The 21,762-nt window shown below is 41.2% G+C and carries 18 protein-coding genes and 1 pseudogene; 1 reads left to right on the top strand and 18 read right to left on the bottom strand.

Annotated elements, in window-relative coordinates:
- From KH180_RS06140 to upp, 7 genes are all read right to left on the bottom strand, one after another.
- A complete protein-coding gene (locus tag KH180_RS06140; protein ID WP_290757850.1) occupies positions 1-1,194 on the bottom strand; it encodes a pyridoxal phosphate-dependent aminotransferase in 1,194 nt (397 codons plus the stop codon).
- Positions 1,195-1,273: 79 nt separating this feature from the next.
- On the bottom strand, positions 1,274-2,029 hold the full coding sequence (gene dapB, locus KH180_RS06145) for a 4-hydroxy-tetrahydrodipicolinate reductase (protein ID WP_290757853.1): 756 nt from the start codon (positions 2,027-2,029) through the stop codon (positions 1,274-1,276).
- 12 nt (positions 2,030-2,041) lie between these two features.
- Positions 2,042-2,926 carry a 4-hydroxy-tetrahydrodipicolinate synthase gene (gene dapA / locus KH180_RS06150; protein ID WP_290757856.1) on the bottom strand — a complete coding sequence of 295 codons (885 nt, stop codon included), beginning with the start codon at positions 2,924-2,926 and terminating at the stop codon, positions 2,042-2,044.
- A gap of 29 nt (positions 2,927-2,955) precedes the next feature.
- A complete protein-coding gene (locus tag KH180_RS06155) occupies positions 2,956-3,444 on the bottom strand; it encodes a cob(I)yrinic acid a,c-diamide adenosyltransferase (protein WP_290757859.1) in 489 nt (162 codons plus the stop codon).
- Between the two features lie 130 nt (positions 3,445-3,574).
- On the bottom strand, positions 3,575-4,210 hold the full coding sequence (locus KH180_RS06160; protein ID WP_290757862.1) for a single-stranded DNA-binding protein: 636 nt from the start codon (positions 4,208-4,210) through the stop codon (positions 3,575-3,577).
- Positions 4,211-4,315: 105 nt separating this feature from the next.
- Positions 4,316-6,142 carry a translational GTPase TypA gene (typA, locus tag KH180_RS06165; protein ID WP_290757865.1) on the bottom strand — a complete coding sequence of 609 codons (1,827 nt, stop codon included), beginning with the start codon at positions 6,140-6,142 and terminating at the stop codon, positions 4,316-4,318.
- Positions 6,143-6,253: 111 nt separating this feature from the next.
- Positions 6,254-6,886, bottom strand: coding sequence for a uracil phosphoribosyltransferase (gene upp / locus KH180_RS06170; protein ID WP_290757868.1), 633 nt, complete (start codon positions 6,884-6,886; stop codon positions 6,254-6,256).
- 137 nt (positions 6,887-7,023) lie between these two features.
- On the opposite strand from upp, the gene hydE reads away from it, so the two are divergent.
- Positions 7,024-8,067 carry a [FeFe] hydrogenase H-cluster radical SAM maturase HydE gene (gene hydE, locus KH180_RS06175; protein WP_290757871.1) on the top strand — a complete coding sequence of 348 codons (1,044 nt, stop codon included), beginning with the start codon at positions 7,024-7,026 and terminating at the stop codon, positions 8,065-8,067.
- 64 nt (positions 8,068-8,131) lie between these two features.
- Here the strand turns inward: hydE and KH180_RS06180 are convergent, their stop codons facing one another.
- The 11 genes and pseudogenes from KH180_RS06180 to KH180_RS06225 all read right to left on the bottom strand — a co-directional run bounded on the left by KH180_RS06180 (position 8,132) and on the right by KH180_RS06225 (position 21,760).
- Positions 8,132-11,164, bottom strand: coding sequence for an InlB B-repeat-containing protein (locus tag KH180_RS06180; RefSeq protein WP_290757873.1), 3,033 nt, complete (start codon positions 11,162-11,164; stop codon positions 8,132-8,134).
- 223 nt (positions 11,165-11,387) lie between these two features.
- Positions 11,388-11,552, bottom strand: coding sequence for a hypothetical protein (locus KH180_RS06185; RefSeq protein ID WP_290757876.1), 165 nt, complete (start codon positions 11,550-11,552; stop codon positions 11,388-11,390).
- Between the two features lie 52 nt (positions 11,553-11,604).
- Positions 11,605-11,853 (bottom strand): annotated as a pseudogene (locus tag KH180_RS16950) (ATP-binding cassette domain-containing protein); the annotation flags it as partial.
- Between the two features lie 93 nt (positions 11,854-11,946).
- Positions 11,947-13,812, bottom strand: coding sequence for a glucose PTS transporter subunit IIA (locus tag KH180_RS06190; RefSeq protein ID WP_290757879.1), 1,866 nt, complete (start codon positions 13,810-13,812; stop codon positions 11,947-11,949).
- 53 nt (positions 13,813-13,865) lie between these two features.
- Positions 13,866-14,972, bottom strand: a complete 1,107-nt coding sequence (locus KH180_RS06195; protein WP_290757881.1) for a Gfo/Idh/MocA family protein — start codon at positions 14,970-14,972, stop codon at positions 13,866-13,868.
- A gap of 38 nt (positions 14,973-15,010) precedes the next feature.
- Entirely contained in the window at positions 15,011-16,135 is a 1,125-nt protein-coding gene (locus tag KH180_RS06200; RefSeq protein WP_290757882.1) for a sugar phosphate isomerase/epimerase family protein, read from the bottom strand.
- A 21-nt stretch (positions 16,136-16,156) separates the two neighbouring features.
- The gene (locus tag KH180_RS06205; RefSeq protein WP_290757884.1) at positions 16,157-16,615 is read right to left on the bottom strand and encodes a C-glycoside deglycosidase beta subunit domain-containing protein; all 459 of its coding nucleotides are present in this window, start codon (positions 16,613-16,615) and stop codon (positions 16,157-16,159) included.
- Between the two features lie 137 nt (positions 16,616-16,752).
- A complete protein-coding gene (locus tag KH180_RS06210; RefSeq protein WP_290757887.1) occupies positions 16,753-17,412 on the bottom strand; it encodes a YczE/YyaS/YitT family protein in 660 nt (219 codons plus the stop codon).
- A 25-nt stretch (positions 17,413-17,437) separates the two neighbouring features.
- Positions 17,438-18,085, bottom strand: coding sequence for a histidine phosphatase family protein (locus tag KH180_RS06215; protein WP_290757890.1), 648 nt, complete (start codon positions 18,083-18,085; stop codon positions 17,438-17,440).
- Between the two features lie 206 nt (positions 18,086-18,291).
- On the bottom strand, positions 18,292-20,709 hold the full coding sequence (locus KH180_RS06220; protein WP_290757893.1) for a GH39 family glycosyl hydrolase: 2,418 nt from the start codon (positions 20,707-20,709) through the stop codon (positions 18,292-18,294).
- A gap of 286 nt (positions 20,710-20,995) precedes the next feature.
- On the bottom strand, positions 20,996-21,760 hold the full coding sequence (locus KH180_RS06225; RefSeq protein ID WP_290757896.1) for an amidohydrolase family protein: 765 nt from the start codon (positions 21,758-21,760) through the stop codon (positions 20,996-20,998).
- Between the last annotated feature and the right edge of the window lie 2 nt (positions 21,761-21,762).

Raw genomic sequence — 21,762 nt, forward strand, 5'->3', positions numbered from 1 at the left:
TTATCTCTCCTTATACTCATCAATCAGTTTCTGAAACAGCGGCAGCGCCTTTTCAATACGTTCTGTAGGCACACAATAAGAAATCCTTACATAACCCGGGCATCCAAAGCTGTCCCCCGGAACCATCAAAAGATCATATTTTTTTGCTCTCTCACAAAATGCATTTGCATCCGGTTCTAAAGCTTTCGGGAACAGGTAAAATGCTCCTCCCGGCTCCACACATTCATATCCCATCTCGGTCAGTGCATGATAAAACAGATCCTTATTTGCCTGGTATACGGACAGATCCGATGTAAGGTCTGCACAGTCTCCCACAACCTTTTGATATAAGGCAGGGACACTTACATAAGAAAGCAGCCTTCCCGCAGCGATAAAAACCGGCAGAAGATGGTCAAAATCCTCTGCTTCACAGGGCGCTATGATGTACCCGATCCGCTCACCCGGTATGGAAAGAGACTTGCTGAAGGAATAGCAGACCAGTGTGTTGTCATAATAAAAAGGAACATGCGGCAGTTTCACTCCGTCATACACGATCTCCCTGTATGGCTCATCTGATATAATATAAATACTGTGCCCTGTCTCTTCCTGCTTTTTTCTCAGAAGTTCTGCCAGTTTTTTAATAGTCTCTTCTGAATAAACCGCTCCCGATGGATTGTTCGGAGAATTAATCAGTACAGCTTTTGTATTTTCATTTATGGCTGCGCTCAGTCTGTCAAAATCAATCTGAAATGTATCTGTCTCTGCCGGAATCACCTTAAGCTTACACCCTGCCCCCTGTGCATACACCTGATACTCAGGGAAATACGGAGCAAAGGTGATAATTTCATCCTCCGGCCCGTCCACAAGACTTTTAAAACAAATACCGATAGCTGCCGCTGCGCCGATGGTCATAAAGATATTTTCTGCCCGGTAATCAGTCCCAAACCTGCTGTTTAAAGATTTTGCCAGAGCATCCCTGACCTCAAAGATACCTGCATTGCTTGTATAACCGTGAACCGCTACAGGATCTCCTTCTTTTATATATTTTACCGCTGTCTCATCCACTTCTTTTGGTGCGGGAACAGAAGGATTTCCGATGCTGAAATCAAATACATTTTCAGGTCCTACTTCTTTTGCTCTCTCCATCCCAAATTCAAATATATCCCGGATCACAGAATGCTGCCCGGACAGTTCTAACACTTTTTTTGATAACATAAAATTCACTCTTTCTTTCGTATGTTCACAAAAAGGCAGTACGCTGGATTACCGTACCGCCTTTGGTTTCAAATACTATTTAACCGATCACATCGCTCATGTCATACATGCCTGCCGGCTTTCCTGCCAGATAAATTGCAGCGCTGACCGCTCCTTTTCCAAAAATGGCCTTGGAATATGCCGTGTGATGAAATTCGATGACCTCATCCTGCCCGGCAAAAATCACATCATGCTGACCGACAATGGTTCCTCCGCGGACTGCAGAAATTCCGATTTCCTTTTTCGGACGTTCCGTTCTCCTCTGGCTCCGGTCAAAAACGTACTCATATTCATTGCTGAGTGCTTCGTTTACTGCATCTGCCAGGGCAAGTGCCGTTCCTGACGGCGCATCCACCTTAAGCTTATGATGCTTTTCTACAATATCAATGTCAAAGTCTGCATCTGCCAGCACCTTTGCTGCCGTATTTACAAGCTTTAACAGAATATTCACACCAAGAGACATATTTGCAGATCTTAAAACTGCTGTCTTTTTGCTTGTCTCATGAACCTTCTTTATCTGTTCTTCATTAAGTCCGGTTGTACAGAGTACAAGAGGAATCTGTTTCTCTGCTACATAGTTCAGCAGATGGTCTGTTGCCTTTGAGGATGAAAAGTCAATAATAACATCTACATCCACATTGCAGTCCTCAAGATTCTTAAATACCGGATATGGATTATGTCCATCGTCCTTAAAGTCCACTCCGGCTGCCATCACAGCGCTGTCAGATTCATCAATGATCTTGCTGATAACCTGTCCCATAGCTCCGTTGCAGCCGTGCATCATTACTTTTATCATTCGTGCTGCTCCTTAAAGAATTCCAACTTTTTTCATAGCTTCGATGAGTTCCTGGGCATGGCCTTCTTCCATCTCAGTAAGAGGCCTTCTGACAGCATTGGCTCCGTATCCAAGCTCTGCCATCGCTCTCTTGACAGGAATAGGATTCACTTCACAGAAAAGTTTATGAATAACATCCATGTACTTCATCTGAAGCTCCTGGCTGCCCTTTATATCTCCGTTTAAGAACTTCATTACCAGATCATGAGTTTCCTGCGGTGCAATGTTTGACAATACAGAAATCACACCTTTTCCTCCAAGTGATAAGATCGGGAGTATCTGGTCATCATTGCCGGAGTACATGTCAATCTCGCCGTCTGTCAGATAAAGAGTATCTGCAACCTGAGAAAGGTCTCCGCTGGCTTCTTTCATTCCTACGATATTTTCTACAGATTTAAAAATCTTTGCTGCAGTTTTGGACTGGATATTTACTCCTGTCCGGCCCGGGATATTATACATAAGGATCGGAATGTTTACTGCATTTCCAACACTTTCGTAATATTCAACTAAACCGGCCTGGGTTGCTTTATTATAGTATGGAGTTACAACTAAAAGCCCGTCGCTTCCGACTCTTTCCGACTCCTTGGCAAGATGAAGGGCTTCATCTGTGCAATTAGCGCCTGCACCGGCAATAACCGGAACCCGCTTGTTGACACAGGAAACACATGCGGCAACCACCTCTATCTGCTCCTTATGGGACATTGTGGATGCTTCTCCTGTGGTCCCGCAGATGATAATGCTGTCTGTCCCGTTCTTGATCTGATCATCAATGACCCTCTCAAGCTGATCGTAGTCTACTGATAAATCCTCTTTCATCGGCGTGATCAATGCAACGCCGGCTCCAGTAAAAATAGCCATATACATTCCTCCTAATCTCTTATGTAAGCTTATGATTCTTTTATTGTGCTGATACAGTAGATGTCATCCACCCAGTCCTTCAATGAATCAGGCAGGCTTCTCCCCGTCATGATGACTTCCAGTTCCTCGTCTCTGCCGGCGACCAGCGACACCAGCTCCTTCTCTGAGAGAAGTCCGAGATCTAAAAGTCCGAGTACCTCATCCAACACTAACACATCACATTGTCTTGTGTCGATGACCTTTTTGGTATAGCAGAGGCCGTTGCCGATGAAGTGCTCCTGTTCTTTTTTCTGTTCAGGAGTTAAATCCATGTAGTGCTGATCATACTTTTCAAAGCTGAACAGCTGGATCTCTGGTTCCAGGCGTCTGATAAAGCTGATTTCTTCCGTGTCTTTTCCTTTCAGGAATTGAACAATAATGACTTGCTTCCCCTGTCCTGCTGCTTTGATACAGTGCCCTAAGGCAGACGATGTCTTCCCTTTGCCCTGTCCGCAGTAAACTTCCACTCGTCCTTTCATCTTTTCACCTCAAAGAATCTTCCTTTAGTAATATCGCTTTATTATATCACCATTCCAACGAAAAATCCATACCCACAGGACACTCCGCAATTTATGGCGAATTACCGGATATGCCTGGTATTCAGGAGGTTTACTCTTCTTCAAGAACCTTCATTTCAAGTTTGTTCACAGAAACTTCATATGCTGTTCTCTTAACAACCTCAAATTCACTGATTCTTTTTTGGTATTCGCGGCTCTGGATCCTTCCGACCAGTTCAATCCTGGCTCCGATTTCCAGACTTCCGGCAAACCTGGCATTTCTTCCCCAGCAGATACAGGGAATATAATCGGACTTGCCGTAAGAACGGTTCACAGCCAGCAGAATGTCACAAATCTCCCTGCCGAGAGGTGTCATCCGGTATACCGGCTGTTTGCAGATAAATCCGTCCAGCTGGATCTGATTCGGCTTCACGTCTTCCATAGAATCCAGAAATTCCAGATCCCTGACAAAAACGGATAAAATCAGATGATTATGGTTTTCTTCATGCTTGTTATAAGAGCGGAACTGCCCGAAAGCCCTTAAATATTTGCCCCGGCAGTCTTTTGTCACATCTATTAAACGTTCGGAAATCATCAATGGTATTTCATCAGTCGCTTCGCTTAATCTGTTTACTAAAAGTTTGACCATATAAAAACCTTCACCAAAAATCTCATGGCTGTATTCGAAGGTGGATATGATCTCGCCCGCTACCTCCACTTGATTATTATTGATTCCTTTTTCTGTCATACTTTTTCTCCCTTCTTGTATCAATTCGTGTACTATACAGAGTATTCCAAATTGGTAGCAATTAGAAGAAAAATCCTTCGACAAAATATTCGGAAGGTTTTGACATTATTTTTTCTTATATGCCTGTCTTTTCCTCATCGTAGGGTCCAAAATCTTCTTTCGGATCCTGATATTTTCCGGTGTAATCTCCAGAAGTTCGTCCGTATCAATGAACTCTAATGCCTGTTCCAGGCTTAAAAGCTTAGGAGGAGAAAGCTTCAGTGAGTCATCAGAGCCTGAAGCACGGGTATTGGTAAGTTTCTTTGTCTTACAGACGTTGACTTCCACATCCTCCGCCTTGCCGTTCTGGCCGATGACCATACCGCTGTAAACCTTCTCGCCTGCTCCCACAAACAAGGTTCCCCTCTCCTGGGCAGCAAACAATCCATAAGTTACAGTCTCTCCTGTTTCATAGGCAATCAGGGAACCCTGCTTACGGTACTGGATATCTCCCTTATAAGGTCCATAACCGTCGAATACCGTATTTAAAATACCGTTGCCCTTGGTATCGGTCAGAAATTCTCCCCGGTAGCCAATCAGGCCTCTGGACGGGATAGAGAATTCAAGTCTGGAATAGCCGCCCTTAGCCGAACTCATTCCCTGAAGCTCCCCTTTTCTCTGGCTCAACTTATCGATCACGGCCCCTGAAAATTCTTCGGGCACATCCACAACAGCAATCTCCATAGGCTCCAGTTTTTTGCCGTTTTCATCTTCTTTATAGAGGACTTCTGCTTTGCTCACTGCAAACTCATAGCCCTCCCGGCGCATATTTTCAATCAGAACAGATAAATGAAGCTCTCCCCGTCCTGACACTTTGTAACTGTCTGTTGTATCACTTTCTTCTACTCTCAGGCTGACATCGGTATTCAGCTCCCGGAACAGTCTGTCTCTTAAATGTCTGCTGGTGACATATTTGCCTTCCTGTCCTGCCAAAGGGCTGTCATTGACCATAAACTGCATGGCAATCGTAGGCTCTGAGATCTTCTGGAACGGAATAGCCGCAGGCTCATCCAAGTCACAGATCGTATCCCCGATATGGATATCAGAGATACCTGAAATTGCAACAATAGAGCCGATCCCGGCTTCCTTCACATCCACTTTGCTAAGCCCCTCAAATTCATATAATTTGGTGATGCGGACTTTCTGCTGTTTCTCTGCCTCATGGGCATTCACAACCATATATTCCTGGTTTACTTTAATAGAACCGTTGTCTACTTTACCGACACCGATCCTTCCTACGTATTCATTGTAGTCAATCGTACTGATTAATACCTGGGTTGGCTTTTCCGGATCTCCCTCCGGAGCTTCTATGTGTTCAATGATCGTGTCAAACAAAGGCTTCATGTCCTTCTTTTCGTTATCCAGATCTGTAACTGCATATCCGCCTTTTGCAGATGCAAATACAAACGGACAGTCCAGCTGCTTATCGTCAGCATCCAGCTCCATCAGTAATTCCAGTACCTCGTCTACCACTTCGTGGGGTCTCGCTTCCGGACGGTCTACCTTGTTTACACATACAATCACAGAAAGATCCAGTTCCAATGCCTTTTTCAGCACAAATTTGGTCTGCGGCATGGGACCTTCAAAAGCATCCACAACAAGTACAACACCGTTTACCATCTTCAGCACGCGCTCTACTTCTCCGCCGAAATCAGCATGTCCCGGTGTATCAATAATATTAATCTTTACATCATTATAACGGACTCCGGTATTTTTCGACAAAATCGTGATACCGCGCTCCCGCTCAATATCATTAGAGTCCATGACTCTTTCTTCCACTTCCTGATTTTCACGGAAGGTACCGCTCTGTTTTAACAGTTCATCCACCAATGTGGTCTTTCCATGATCGACATGGGCAATAATCGCAATATTTCTAATATCTTCTCTTACCATCTTTTACTCACTTTCCTTTAAAAAACGTCAACTTTTGTAGTTTAGCACATACGGGTATAAGATTCAAATATTACTCTCATTGTTTCCCAAAGCATTTCCGTCATTCATTTTTTATTTTGTTCCGAAGATGCGGTCTCCGGCATCCCCGAGTCCCGGAAGGATATAGCCGTTTTTATTGAGCTCTCTGTCGATCTCACCACAGTATATCTGAATATCCGGATGGGCAGATGACAGTCTCTCTACGCCCTCCGGTGCTGCAATAATAGAAACAAATTTAATCTGCTTTCCGCCCTTCTGCTTTACAAACTGCACAGCAGCATCTGCTGATCCTCCCGTTGCCAGCATGGGGTCTACAATCAGGATCATCCTTTGGTCGATGCCTTCCGGAAGCTTGCAGTAATATTCTTTAGGTTCCAGGGTCTCTTCATCCCTGTACATACCCACATGCCCTACTTTCGCAGACGGCACTAAAGAAAGGATCCCTCCGGTCATGCCAAGTCCCGCCCTTAAAATCGGGACCAAAGCCAGCTTTTTCCCTTTTATAATCGGTGCCATTGTTGTCTCCAGAGGCGTCTTGATCTCTATTTCTTCCATCTCCAGATCCCGAAGCACCTCATACCCCATGAGCATAGAAATTTCTTCCACCAGCGCCCTGAATTCCTTTGTTTTGCATGTTTCATCCCTGAGCTGGGATATCTTATGTTTGATCAGCGGATGGCTAAAAACAGTTACATTCTCATTCATAGTCATTTCCTTTCTTTCTCTCCTGTAGTTTCAATAAAAATTTTATCACAAACAGACAGGTATAGAAATGCTTTCTATTCTATTTTTATTATGGTATGATATGCTCACAAATATGCTGAGAAAGGAACCTGATCTGTATGAACCAGTTTTCATTGATTGATCGATTATATAACGATCAGATTTTGTCGAAAGAAGACTTTATCTGTCTCATAGAACAAAGAACAAAAGAAGATGCCGAGTACCTTGCATCCCTGGCCCGCAAAGAGGCACAGAAAATATACGGTACAGGAGTTTTCCCGCGGGGGCTCATAGAATTTACCAACTACTGCAAAAATGACTGCCGTTACTGCGGTATCCGCCGTTCCAACGGAAATGTCAGCCGTTACCGTCTGACTGAAGAACAGATCCTCTCCGCCTGTGAATGCGGTTATGGGCTTGGCTACCGCAGCTTTGTTCTTCAGGGAGGGGAAGATCCTTATTTCACTGATGAACGTATGGTTTCCATTGTTTCCTTAATGCGCCGTACTTATCCGGACTGTGCCATCACCCTGTCTCTGGGAGAGCGCTCATCAGAAAGCTACCAGGCTCTCCATGAAGCCGGTGCAAACCGTTATCTTCTCCGCCATGAGACTGCAACCGAAGAACATTACCAGCATCTTCATCCCGAAGAGATGTCTCTGGCTCACCGGAAACAGTGTCTTTGGGACTTAAAAAAAGCCGGCTTTCATGTAGGCACCGGCTTTATGGTAGGGGCTCCCGGACAGACAGCTGCCCACCTGGCGGAAGATCTGCTTTTCATTAAAGAACTGGATCCCAAAATGGTAGGAATCGGCCCGTTTGTACCTCATCATGATACGCCGTTTAAGGACGAGCCGTCAGGTACGGCTGAACTTACCACCTTCCTGATCAGCGTCCTGCGCCTGATGAATCACCATCTTCTTCTTCCTTCTACCACGGCCCTTGGAACTATTGATCCTACAGGACGGGAAAAAGGAATTTTAGCCGGAGCAAACGTGGTGATGCCCAATCTTTCCCCGATTGATGTCCGAAAAGACTATGCCCTTTATGACAACAAGATCTGCACCGGCGATGAAGCTGCCGAGTGCGTGGGATGTCTCGGCCGCAGGATGGAGAGCATTGGCTATCATCTGGAGTTTTGCCGTGGAGATTACCGTGAATAAAATGCTTACAGCTTATTGAAAACAGCCAGGGAAATATACAAATCCCTGGCTGTTTTTCCATGATCTAGCTCTTTTGACTTCTGTTTCTTCTATATAACAGGTACAGAATGCCTGCACCTGAGGCCATCATAAAATATACCAAAGCCGAATTTTTTGTGTCTCCTGTCTTTGCAGCAGACCCGCTTCTGCCACTGTTTCCGTTGTTTTTGGTAATATCCTCGCTTTTCCAGTAGTAACCGCCGTTTTTCTTTCCGCTCTTGTTTCCTCCGGCATTTTCAGAAGATATGTTTGAGCCCGTATCCTTGGTCCATTTTGCTTTTAACTCCATGTCTGTGTGGACCGGGGTCTCAAAATTCCATTTTTCCTCTTTTGCACTCTCGCCTTTATAATACCATCCATCAAATGTGTATCTTTCCCGCTTTGGTTCTTTTGGCTCTACAGCATTCTTACCGCTTACAACCGTCTGGGTTTTTGGAGTATAATCTCCCCCGTTTGGATTAAAGCTTACCTTATGCTCTCCGGTTAAAGTAACCTTGACTCTTGCTTCTTTTCCTCCGGCAACAGAAAATGTCAAATAAAATGTACCAGTCTTTCCTGCCTGTTTTGCTGCATTCAGCTTGTCCATTTCTTCTCTGTTAACACTGATAACTGCATTGTTCTTTGTTTCGTCTTTTCCTTTTGCTTTGCAGAGCACAATCAATTCTTCTTCGGTAAAAGCGTTTCCTCCTGTTTTGTGGGCTGCATCGTTGGCTGCGATTGATGCCTCCGGATGCTCCGAATCCGTTTTGGCTCCATCTGTGCCATCATCCCTCAGGTAAACTGTGACTGTTACTTTTGTTCCTTTTGAAGTCTGAAAAGATAGTGAAAAGTCTCCGGTTTCCCCGGCTGTCTTTGCCTCATTAATAGCTGCAACCTGATCGGGGTTTGAAAACAGCAGGTCATTTTTCGGAATTTCATCTCCGTTTTCATCAACCGCATTGACTTTTGCCAGCTCTTTTAACTGCTCATTTGTAAATTGCTCCCCTCCGGTTTTGCTTATCACATTCATTCCTTTGATGGTTTCCCCATTTTCCGGATCTTCCGTGGCCTCATCATATCCTATCAGAGATACTTTCACTTTTACTGTACTTCCGTCCCCTGTTGTGTATGTCAGGTCAAACACCCCTCCTTTTCCGGAGGTCTTTGCTTCATTAATCTTTAAAGCCTGCTTTGAATCTACAGTAAAATCATTCAGAGGGATTGTATTTCCGTTTTTATCTTTACCTTTAACCTCTCCATATTGTTTCAGTTCATCATCTGTGAAGGGATCCCCTCCGGTCTCCTTCTCAAAATCATTTGCTCCAATGGTCGGAGTCGGGTTTTGGGGATCAAACTTGGATGCATCGGTTCCACTGTTCCTTAAAGATACAGTTATAGTTACTTCTGTCCCGCTTGGTGTTGTAAATGTCAACGGGTAATCTCCGATCTTTCCGAGGGCCTTAGCCTCGTTGATCTTATCAATCTGCTTTTTATCCTTAACAGCCAGCTTTTCCGCCGGAAAATCAATCCCATTCTCCTGCTTTCCATTGACTTTGGTAAGATTTTTCAGCTGGCTTTCCGTGAACCCGCTCCCTCCGCTCTTACTTATCACATGATTGGCACCAATCTGTTCTTTGGTATCGTTTGCAATCGTATTTTCATCGCGGTACGGTCCAAAATAAATTTTTGTATAATACTTCTCAACAGAGATTGATGTTTTAGAGGAAAAGGGAGTATCATCGGAGAAATTATAATTATTTTCTGACGTACCGTCCTGAATATAGCCCTGATATCCTGTATCAGGAGATGCTGTAACATTCGATGCTTTTCCATTCGGATCTCCTGCCGGCGGTTTTCCGCATCCGATTCCCGGCATATCGCTGTCTTCGTCACCAACCGCTTTTACAACAGTGTCTCCTCCGCTGATCACAACATTGCTGATATCAACCTTTGCTTTTCCGTTATAGGCAGGTGAATTTGACCCGCTTCCTCCGGATCCAATGCCTGGTGAATCCAAGCCTCCGGATGCATAGACAATCCCCCCGGTAATATAAATGCCGTCAACCGGTGTCCATGATCCGCTTCCCAGACCTGCACAGTTTTTGCCTCCTATTGCATTAACAACGCCTCCTGATATACGAATATTTTTTGTATATCCTTTTTTAACTGCATAACTGTTGCATCCTGCACCAATACCACTGTTATGTTCTCCCCCTTTTGCTGTAATAATACCGCCTTTTATCGTCAGATTAGAAAATCCTGTCTCATCCTGTACATCTCTGTTCAGCAGCATATTGCCAATGGCTGTTACATGATAGTCCGTTCCTTCTACATCTAAACTTCCACAAGTCCCTGCAGAACATTTATGCCCGGATTCTCCGCTGTGCTCGCACTGCAGAATCAGAGCAGACTCATCCATTCCATCTTTTATCAGCGCCCCGTATTCTGATTTCCCACAGGAAAGTGCATTATTCCCAATTAATGTAATGCACACATTTGCATGGGAAACAGTTACACAGTTTTCACTCCTGTTCTGATTGGTAATGCTGACATTATCAAAGGTAAGATTTGTTGTTACCCCAGGATCCACTACAATCTTATTTTCTGTTGTAGTTCCGGTAATCTGGTAGCCTTTAGGATTCAATTTAGTTTCAGCCTGAGAAAGCCCGCCTCCTGCAGCTCCGCTGGATTTGATCTGTATACTGCCTTTGCTCACATTAAGTGCTGTCTGTCCGTCTTCTGTCTTTGGTACTGCATCAGCGGCCGTTTTATTTCTCTTTGGATCCGTCTTCTGCAAAATGAGGGAATGGCTGGGTTCACCTTTATTATCCTGCTTTTCCCCGCTGATATCAGCCGCTGTACTCCCCTCTGCATCTTCCGCTGCTGATAATTCAGCATTTTCTGTCTCTTCATCCTGCCATTCATCCTCTGCCGCTGTTGTCTCTTCTGCCAGTTCCTGAGTTCCCTGCTCTGTAGATTCCTCTGCTGTATCTTCCGCATATAAAATTCCCTGACTGGTTATGATTGTGACAATCAGAAAAAATGCAAAAATGATACTCCAGATTTTTTTGTTCTGCATGTTCCTTTTCCCCCTTTATTATATCAACAGATCGTTGTAACATAATAACACTAAGGACCTGCTCCTACTATAAAGGTTAGAACACTTTGTAAAAAAACAAATGTTAATTTAGCTTTTTTTACATCTCTTTCTTTTGTTCATTATATAAAGTATAGCTGCACCTGTCGTTATCATCAGGAACATATGATATATTTTTTTTGTATCTCCTGTTTTCGCCAGGGACTCACCGCTTTTGGAGGAACTTTTTCAGCTTTGTAAGGATGTTCTGGCTCTGGGGCAGGGAGATGCTGCTTTTTGATACTAACGTAATATTTCCTGCTGTCTTTGGCATCCCCGCCAAATATACCGCAGCCAATATACTGATGACCATAAGACCCATGTAGATCATTACATTCTTCTTTTTTTAATCCATACAGGGAGCCGAAAAAATAAACATTATCCTGGGGTACAACCTCCAGATACTTTTGAAATTCCTTCCTGCATGTTTTGATATCCCTTTCATGATACAAAACATTGCCTCTGTCATCTTCAAGAACCCCTCTTAATATATTGATTGTAGTACTTTTCCCTGCGCCGTTTGGCCCCAGCAGGCAGAGGATTTCCCCTTGATTACGCTGGAAAGATAAGTCTTTTATCACTTTTTTCTTTTGAAACACCTTTTTCAAATGATTGATATTTGATATGATCATTGTAGATCAAGGCACTAAAAAAGAAATCAACCAAAAGGTTGATTTCTTATAATGTTTAACGAATACTTAAAATGCCTGATAAATATCCGCTATTTATATAGAAAGTACAGAGTGACCTTTTTTCACAACTCCTGGTTCTACAAACTTTAATTCTTTGCCATTGTCATTTGTAACAACCAGCATTGTCGTCATGTCGTACTTTCCTGATAATTTCTTCAAATCCACTTCTACAATCGGATCTCCTGCCTTAACAAGATCCCCTTTCTTTTTGTTTAAAATCCGAAATCCTTCTCCGTTGGATTCAACAGTATTGACACCACAGTGCACCATTAATTCAACACCATTTTTCATGGTGATTCCGTAAGCATGGCCAACTGGGAACAATGCACTAAGCGTACCATTTGCAGGCGAACATAGAACAACCTTGTCTCCAGCAAATTGAAATGCTGTACTTTCTCCCATAGTTTTCTCTGCAAACATAGGGTCGGATACTGTTGCAATATCAATCATCTCACCATCTGCCGGTGCGACAATCACATCATCTGTAACTTCTGCTGTTTCAAGATTTTCTTCTGCTTTTTTCTTTGAATTGACACCAAATAAATAAGTAATAACGAAACTTGCAACAACACCACTGACAAGTGAAATTCCACATGCTATAAGATTAAAGTCACCATGCGCTGCTGCCGGAATCGCAAATATGGATTGAGAAAGCGGAACATAACATTTGTAACTTACAATCCCCGTTATCACACCAGAAATCAAAATACCAATTTCTGTGGTCACTAAAACTCGTCTGTTAGGAAGGACAACACCGAATAGCCCCGCTTCTGAAATACCCAATAAGCCAGATAATCCAGAAGAAACTCCTATGGCTTTATCCTCCACTTTTTTGGATCTTAAGCCATATGCAAAAGATGCACCAGCAACGCTCATATTGTATACCATAAGTGCAGGATGGACAATCGGATCAAATCCTACATCTGAAATCATTAAAGTTGCAATTGGGAACAATCCCAAATGAACTCCTGCCATAACTGCCAAAGGCATGATTGCTCCTGCAACTGCTGGAGCAAGGATACCAGCATGTGCATAAATAAAAAGTACAAAATTAGAAATCACATTGGTGATTAGAACACCGATCGGTCCTACAACAAGATATACCAATGGAACTGTGATCAACAGCTCGATCAATGTAACACCAAAAATAGCAACCATATCAGGACAGAGTTTTTTAGCTAACTTCTCTACATATTTTAAAAGCCAGACTGCGAGAATAATTGGAACAATCGTAGAGGCGTAAGAGAAATTTTGAATAGATAATCCAAAAACACTTACACTTCCTTCAGCAATCGCATCCATCATATCTGGATAAATCATAATTGCTCCCAGCAATGCTCCCATATACTTATTTGTCTGCAGTTTTTCTGCGGCACTGAAACCGATCAATACAGGAAGTGAATATAAGCATACCGCTGAAATGGTAGAAAAAAACGCATATGTACTACTTTGTGTACTAACAAGATTTAACGAAGTTAGAAGGGAAAGTATTGCACTGATCATCAACGACCCCATAATACATCCAAGAATTGAACCTACACTTCCTGACACAATTCCAAGAGCATTGCTAAGTGCGTTTATAATAGGATTTTTCTTTTTATCTTCTCCAAAATCTTCTTCTTCCCTTACACCAGAATAATCTTCTTCACCAAATGTATAGCTTGACGTAATAAGATCAAAATACTCATCTACAATACCTGTTCCAAGAATCAGCTGGTATTGTCCTGCTGATTTGGAAAGACCTTTTACAACTTTAATCTGCTTAGCTGCCACATCATCTGCCTTCGCTTCACTTTTAAGAGTGAAACGCAGCCTGGTCATGCAGTGCCCAAGTGTCTTTACATTCCCTTCTCCGCCTACAGCATCAATAATCTGCTTTGCAATGTCCATATCTGCCATTTATATACCTTTTCCTTTCTCTTTCAAGAAATAATCTTTATGACGGCTCAAAATTAATCAAACTTAATCGTGCTATTTGTATCAGATGCATGATAGATTGCTTCAAGAATCTGTGTTACTCTAAATGCTTCTTCTGGTTTTACACACGGTTCTGTATCATTACGAATGGCAGCAATCCATTGCTTTACTTCCACTACACCTGGAGCTTCATTTACCCCATCAAAATAATCAACCAGAGCTTCTCCATCCATTTTCTGACTCATCATTTTACCATGACGTGTCTGATTAAAATAAAGTTCTGACTGAGGATAGCTTCCTCCATGCTTGATTTCTGCACCTTCCAGTGTACCACATAATGTTGTGGAAGCTTCGCGGGCATCCATATAATTCAGGGCCCATGATGCACGTAAATTAATTAAAGAACCATCCTTCATCTTAATAAATCCCATTGCAGAGTCTTCAACTTCAAACGTCTCTGCATCCCAGGCACCATATGTATTTCCTTCTGCTGCAGATTGCAGATTTCCAAGCTTATAAAATACCTGTCCGCTTACGCTGTCAACATCATAATTATTCATACACCACAAAGTAATGTCAAGCGCATGTGTTCCGATATCAATTAACGGACCCCCGCCTTGTTTTGATTTGTCTGGAAATACCCCCCAGGTAGGAACTGCTTTTCGACGAATTGCATTGGCCTCTCCATAATAAATATCACCTAATTCCCCTGCGTCACAAGAATTTTTAAGGACCTGTACATCCGGACGAAATCTATTTTGGTATCCTACCGTAAACTTTTTTCCTGACCTTTTCCATGCATCTATCATTTTCTGCGCATCTGCAGAAGTTGCTGCCATTGGTTTTTCACAAAGTACATGTTTTCCTGCTTCAAAAGCATCTACTGTAATCTGACAATGTGCCACATTTGGTGTACAGACGTGAACAATATCAATAGAAGGATCTGCGAGTAATTCCTTATAGTCTGTATAAACTTTAGCATTGATAATACCATGTTGTTCTTTTGTCGCCTTTGCTTTTTCTTCGTCAAGATCGCAGAGTGCTGCAATCTCCACCTGATCTGCAACCTTAGCCAATGAAGGTATATGTTTATTATTACAAATTCCACCTGTACCAATGATACCTAACTTCAACATTTCCATTTTAATATTCCTCCTTTTATGATCACATAGTTTGTTATTTATTCCTCAATCAATCTCTTTAACATAGATTGATGTTTTCTTACCTGATCGACTTCACTGATCAATTCTTTTTCTGTACGGTCCTGGAACCTTCTCTGTCCTTCATACTCTGTATTAATATATCCGTCATATCCATACTCTTTTAACACTTTGATCGGCCCTTCATAATCAAGAGCTTTATCTATATAAACACCCGGATGTCCCTCTGCCTCTGACATGTTATAAAACTTGCCATGAAAATTTACAATAATTGGAAGGAGTGGTATTAAATCTTCAGGTTTGGCTCTGGATAGAAGCAGCGCCTGTCCCATTACTTCAAAATCAATGTCCTTATAATCTGGTACTTTTTCTTTCACCATTCGTTCCATCATCTCAAATGCTGGTTTTAAATCTTCTGGAGCTTCTCCATTTTTCAAATATGCATGGAAGAAAGACTCTACATTTCCGCCCGTATACATAGAAAGGTCAATTTTGCTGAGTGCATCTGATTTCCCTGTATAATTATCCATACAGAATTGATCCACAAGTTCACAAGTTTCTCTCTTTGCTCCCTGGCGGACATACCAGTCAAGTGTCACTTCAGACGGCCGGTATGCAAAAATCCCCCAGTCTGGTACAATTCCCAGATGTTTGGTTCCTGTTTTTTCAACAACTTCCTGAATTTCTTTGACATATTGTCCATTCAAAGGAATTGGTGCATGGATTTCTTTTGCAATTCTGATATCACATTCTTCTGCTGTTGGAAGTGCCAGTTCAAGAATCTCAATATTGGTCGTCGCAAGTGTACGGACATTTTTGAAACCTAACTTTTTCGCTAATCTGATATCATGTTTTAATCGTTCTGCACATTCTTCAAAACTCATGACATGATCTCTGAACTGTAGTACGTCACAGAACACATCCATCGTAACTGGTTCAAGCTTATATTTTTTGCACATGGCATGCCAGTTTTCTACAAACGCATCGGATGGATCCGGATAAGGCAGTGACTGCTCATCCAAAACTTCGATTCCGGTTACCCCATCGATACTGGATGCTTCCTTTAACATTCCTTCTAAATCTAACTCTTTAAAAAATTGTGCCTGTTGATAACTGTAAAAATCAACGCCTCTTTTAATTCCCATCTGTTTTTCCTCCTGTTTGTGCTAGTCCTGCAGTTCTAATTCATAGCGAACAATATTCTTCGTCTTGTCTGACCCTGCTCCCATACCAGGTTCCGGCGGACATTTTACCCATTCCTCATCTGTTGGAAGATATCCGTAAGCTGCCAGAATAGATTGTTGAAAATCAATGAAATGTTTCCCGGGTGCAAGTCCACCATCTTTTTTTACGTGAACAATTCCTTCATCATCATAATCCCAATGTTCCCAGACAGCCGTTTTAATCTCTTCAAAGGTTCTTGAAGCCTTTCCGTTAATCTCAAATGTCTGTACATCTCTTTTGTACTGCACTCCATCTACTTTTATGTAATAGCCATTATGCAGTGAAAGATAAACCCCTCTATAATTTGCATTTCTTGCTGCGAATTGAAAACCGACCACATTTCCATTTTCATCAACATCATTTTTCAGACTATCTTTTCGAATTAAAAAGTTGTCATACATTGAACTTCCTCCTTTATTCCTTTTGCACTTCTTTTTGTTATCTTTATCTTATCTTTTTTTAAAGTTTTAAACTTCCGTAATCTTAGCCAATACCATATCAAATCATGTTGAAATTTCATACATTTACTTCTTCCATATCATGATTTCAATTTTTCAATATGAATTCTTGCTGTCACTCTTTTTTCCATCGTTTTCTGGATCCATATCACAGTTTTTCCAACGAGTAAAGCAGATGTTATGGTAGCAATCCCCATTCCGTATGGATGATGCAGAAAAAGCATCCCGATTGCAATAGAAATAACCACACAGACAATGTCATAAAAAATTTTTACATGACCAAATTTTTTCTCCGATACCACTGCCAAGCACTTTACAAGTCCATCTGGTGGATTCTGAACCAGATTCATCTTCACCATCATAACCATTCCAAGTGCCGTAAAAAAAATACTGCATGCCAAGGCTAAAAGCTGCAGCAGAATTTGGTTTTGATCAATTATAATCATTGTCTTTATCAGATCAATCAGCCACCCAAAAATAAAAGCAACCGGAATCTGCAGAAGAAGCTTTTTATCTGTCACTGTTTGCAGCAGCAACATTTGAAGCAAAATATTCATAAGATGAAACAGCATCGTAAGCTGCCCAAAAGAAAACGGCAGTATTTCCTTTGAAACAAATGCTATGCTGCTGATTGGTGAAATTCCCAGCCCACACTGTGCACATAACACAATTCCAAGAGATACACTTACCATACCTCCAACGTAGACAGCAACGCGTTTTGCAGATATTTTTTTTACCAATGGCCCACTCTCCTTTCCCGTTTTATCAATTCTCATAAAGGCCTTTTATTTCTTCTTTTGTAAGCCCTGGAACCTCTTCGAGCCTCCACTGACCATCTGTGCAGGAAAAAATACCATTATATCCATTTGGTAATTTTGTAAGACCTTTATCTTCTTTTAATCTCCCGAATTCTCCACTGTCAATTCCTAATAAAATTCCCTGCATCCAAAGCCATGCTGCACCATGAGATACAATAAGAATCCGGTCGCCATCCTCACACTCTTCATAAATTTCGTTATAAGTTTCTCTGATCCTCTTTCCAAAGGTGTCATTATTGTCACCACCACAGTCATCCCAGTGTATACCGTTACCTCGGCGTCGGTTGATTTCATCCAGATGTTTGTCAACTTCTACTCCTTCCCAAGTTCCAAAATTCACTTCTTTCAGACCTTTTCTTTCATATGTAGGAATCTCTCTTCCTTCCAGAATAATTGCGCAAGTATCCCTGCATCTTTCACTGGTGGAAACATAAGCTGCCTTTAAAGATATGTTTTTCAGCATTTTCTTTGCTTCTTTTGCATTGCTGATTCCTTTTTCCGTCAGTGGCGAGTCACACCAGCCCTGCATACGATTGAAAACATTAAACAATGTTTCCCCATGTCTTATATAATAGAATGTTACTTTTTTCTTCATCGTTACCTCCCTTTTTTATCAATCTTTCTGCTTTTATTATAATCCCTCCAAGAATCATCCTCTATCTTCTCACAGTTCATAACAGGATCAATTTTTAGCGAAAATTTGAATTCACACGATCAGGAAACAAAAAATGACAAGATATCATATACAAAAAAACACCTCATCCTGAGACAAAGTGTTTTTCTTTCTTCGTATATGAAATTTTAATTAAATTCTGTAATATGAAGATATTGTACTTCATTTGGCTCTAAAGCAATGTCGAACTCCAGCCTGTTTTTATCTGTAACCTGTTTTTGAATAAACATACGCGGACAAACTTTCTCAAGATAATTTAGTTCTTCCATTCGAAGTTCTGTATCACGGTCGAGATTTAACCATTCATTTAAAATAGACCCTGCTTCCTGGTTCAAGCAGTATCTCCGAATCTGCCAGCAGCCTTCTGGAATATCATCAATACTGATATGAATGATCTTTCGTTCCTTTGATTTCGTCATCTGTTCAATACTAAGCGGTGATAACTGATCTTCTTCTTTTAAATAATAAGCAGTATTCATATTCACCAGATGATGTACCAAAAGTTTATAGTGCTTGTATTCATTCATTGTGATCAGGCATCCGTCTTTTTGAGCTGCAAGTTTCCGATACAATTGCTTCATAAAATAAAGAACAAAACATGCTGGTTTCGCAATCCCTGTTTTTGTAAGAATGCCATTTCCCCCAAACAGATAATTGGCAGAGTCTGAATACTCTGAGTAGGTATCCAATGTATTCCATATTCCAAAGAAATCTACTTTGTCATAAATCTGTGCCGCTGTATTTGCAATAAATGCGGCACGGATTACAGAATCATTGATACAGTTACGATCCGATAACGTCAGATTACATTCTGTAAGATGAAGTTTTATATTACCAAAACCAGAACTTTCCATTGCTGCTTTCACTAATTGGACATCCTCTTTTACAAAATTAAAATCTGTCCTCCTCTGTTCATACCATGTTCCGCTTTCTTGAACAAGATGGTAAGGGAAACTGGTAATACTGATAAAATCCGGAAGATACTTTCGACTTTTCCAGCGTACAAAAAACTGTTTCATACGTTTATATTCATAATGTTGGGCCGGCAATCCCGCTCCGCCGATCTGTGCATCTGGGAATCTCTTTTTCAAAGAAGCTGCCACTATATCAAATTCCTGCAGATAATCATCCCAGAGCTGTTCATTCGTGAGTTTTCCGATAAAACTAGAATTTTCAAACTTTGTGTCATTTGCAATGCTATAACTAAAAATCCATGTATTTGCTTCTTCCCGTCCATACCGACGGATCAGATGGGTAAAAAAATCATCAAAAAATTCAGAACTCTCTTTTTTATCTTCAATATCTTCTTCATAGCCCTTCTCATGAAAAAGTTTATTCGCCGTCCGCAAAAGCCTGAGCGGTTTAGATCGTAATTCTATGTAAGGACGAAGATGCTGCTTAACTAAGAAGTCTAATATTTCATCTAGCCGTCCGTAATTGAATTTCTCACTTCCAGAAACACGTTTCAAATGCATCTCTTCCTCAAACACATTCCAAAAACGGATATATTGAATTCCAAGCTGTCTTTTACAATACAAAATCTTACTTTGTGTGGATGCTTTTAATAAATCTGCTGCCTGCCCCGCATTCATCAGACTTTCTAAAGTGATTGCCTGATACTCTTTTTGCGGCAGTGAAAGAAACATTTCATTTTCTTCTTTTGCGTGATGATCCCGTTCTAAATATTTATGCAAATACATGGCTGTCTTTTCCATATATGTACTGTTATCTTTCTTCGTATTCAATCTCTTTTCCTTGCGATACGCAGAAGGTGTTGTCTGATATGTTTCTTTAAAGACCTTATTCAAAGCCGCAACAGACGCAAACCCGTTATTCATTGCAATCTTTATCACAGGTAAATCTGTGTACATAAGATCTTCCATCACATGAGACAGTCGAACGGAATTGGTCAGATCAACAAACCCCTTCCCACAGCTTTTCCGGATATACTTCGACAGATATGTGGGTGAGAGAAAAAGCTCATCTGCCACATCCTGAAGAGAAATCCTATTTTGATAATTTGCCCGGATATAATCCAATACCCTGCCTGCGTGATCTCTTTCTTCTGCAAAATCGCCGCTCATACCCTTGGCATCTAAGAGAAATTCCCCGCAAAGCACACTCAATAACTGGTAATGCAGACTTTTTACATAAAATTCATCTTTTGATCCTTTGTTGACATTACAAAATAATATTTCCTTGAGCAGCTTTCGCATCTCATCATAGGATTTTGACTTTTCTAACACAGAACAACACCAGAACAAGACTATATTCTGATGCAGTAATTCTCTCAGCTTTGCCATAGAAATCTGAAACCGAACTGCAAGGAGCTTTCTCTTTGCTGTGTAACTGTGTAAACGGTCTGCATTGATGAGCAAAAAGTCTTCATTGGAAAGTTCATACTCTTGCTTGTCTGTTTTTACATGTAGTTCTCCCTCCAAAACAAAAAGTATTTCCGGATTCTCGTGGTCATGAGGTTGTATATTTTGTTCTTCTATAAATTCAAACTCCACGATTGCGTCCGATTGCATATAATTTTTTTCCATCGCCACTTCCTCACACCATAAAGTTTTCATCTGGTTTTTATAATGCTTTTATTATACACGATATATTACAGTTTTTCACTTATTTTCATACAGCAAAGCCGCATCACATAGTTTCAGTGATACGGCTAAAAAAGAAAGTATGCATGATATGTTCCACATGGACATAGTATCTACTGGATAAGGATGACAGCTAAACAGAAGGTGCCGTCCTACGATAGTTTTTCTTCATTGTCGGAAGGAGGCCTTTCCAGAGCCGGCTGGAGATAATGGAAAATAACTCATTGTTTTATGTATATAGTTTATGTTTAATATTATTATTTTCATCAATATCAAAAATACGAGTAAAATTTCCACCCATAATATTTTCAATTTCCTGGTTCTTTCCTGTATCTTTTGCAACAAGAAGTTGTTTGTGAATTTCCATTTCAAATTTGTAAAAAGGATAATCACATCCCATAAATACTTTGTCCGGGCAGTTGGCCAAAGCTCTGTTGACTGCAGCATAGGAGCAGATCGCAGTGTCCAGATAAATGTTTGGAACACGTTTTGCTACATCAACTGCATATTTTGTTGACATCACTTCTCCCATATGTGCCATCTGGATCAATACGTGTGGAAAAGAATTTCCAAGACGCTCAAACATCGACGGATGATTCCTGAAATCTTCACTTGCACAATGAATCACTGCGTAGGAGCGTTTTTTTTCTAAAATTTCAAAAATCGGTCTTAACATTTCAATATCTGCTACACAAAAGTTTGAAACGTAAGGATGAAGCTTTACTCCCTGAAATCCAAGTTCATCTAAGCAATACAACAGCTGCTCTGCACAGTCCTTTTCCCTGGGACCTACATATGCTAATGGAATCATTCTGTCTCTGTAAGGTGCAACTGCATCTGCTAAACGTTTTTGGTTGTCTAATCCTGTCCCAAATGTAAAACAGACGATTTTATCAATCCCGTTTTCATCCATAGAGCGAATGACATTTTCTGGATTTGACATGGGGTTTTCACCCTCTTTTACCGCAATATGTACATGTGCATCAATTCTCATGT

Source organism: Anaerostipes sp., assembly GCF_018381315.1.
In the GTDB taxonomy this organism is placed as follows: Bacteria; Bacillota; Clostridia; order Lachnospirales; family Lachnospiraceae; genus Anaerostipes.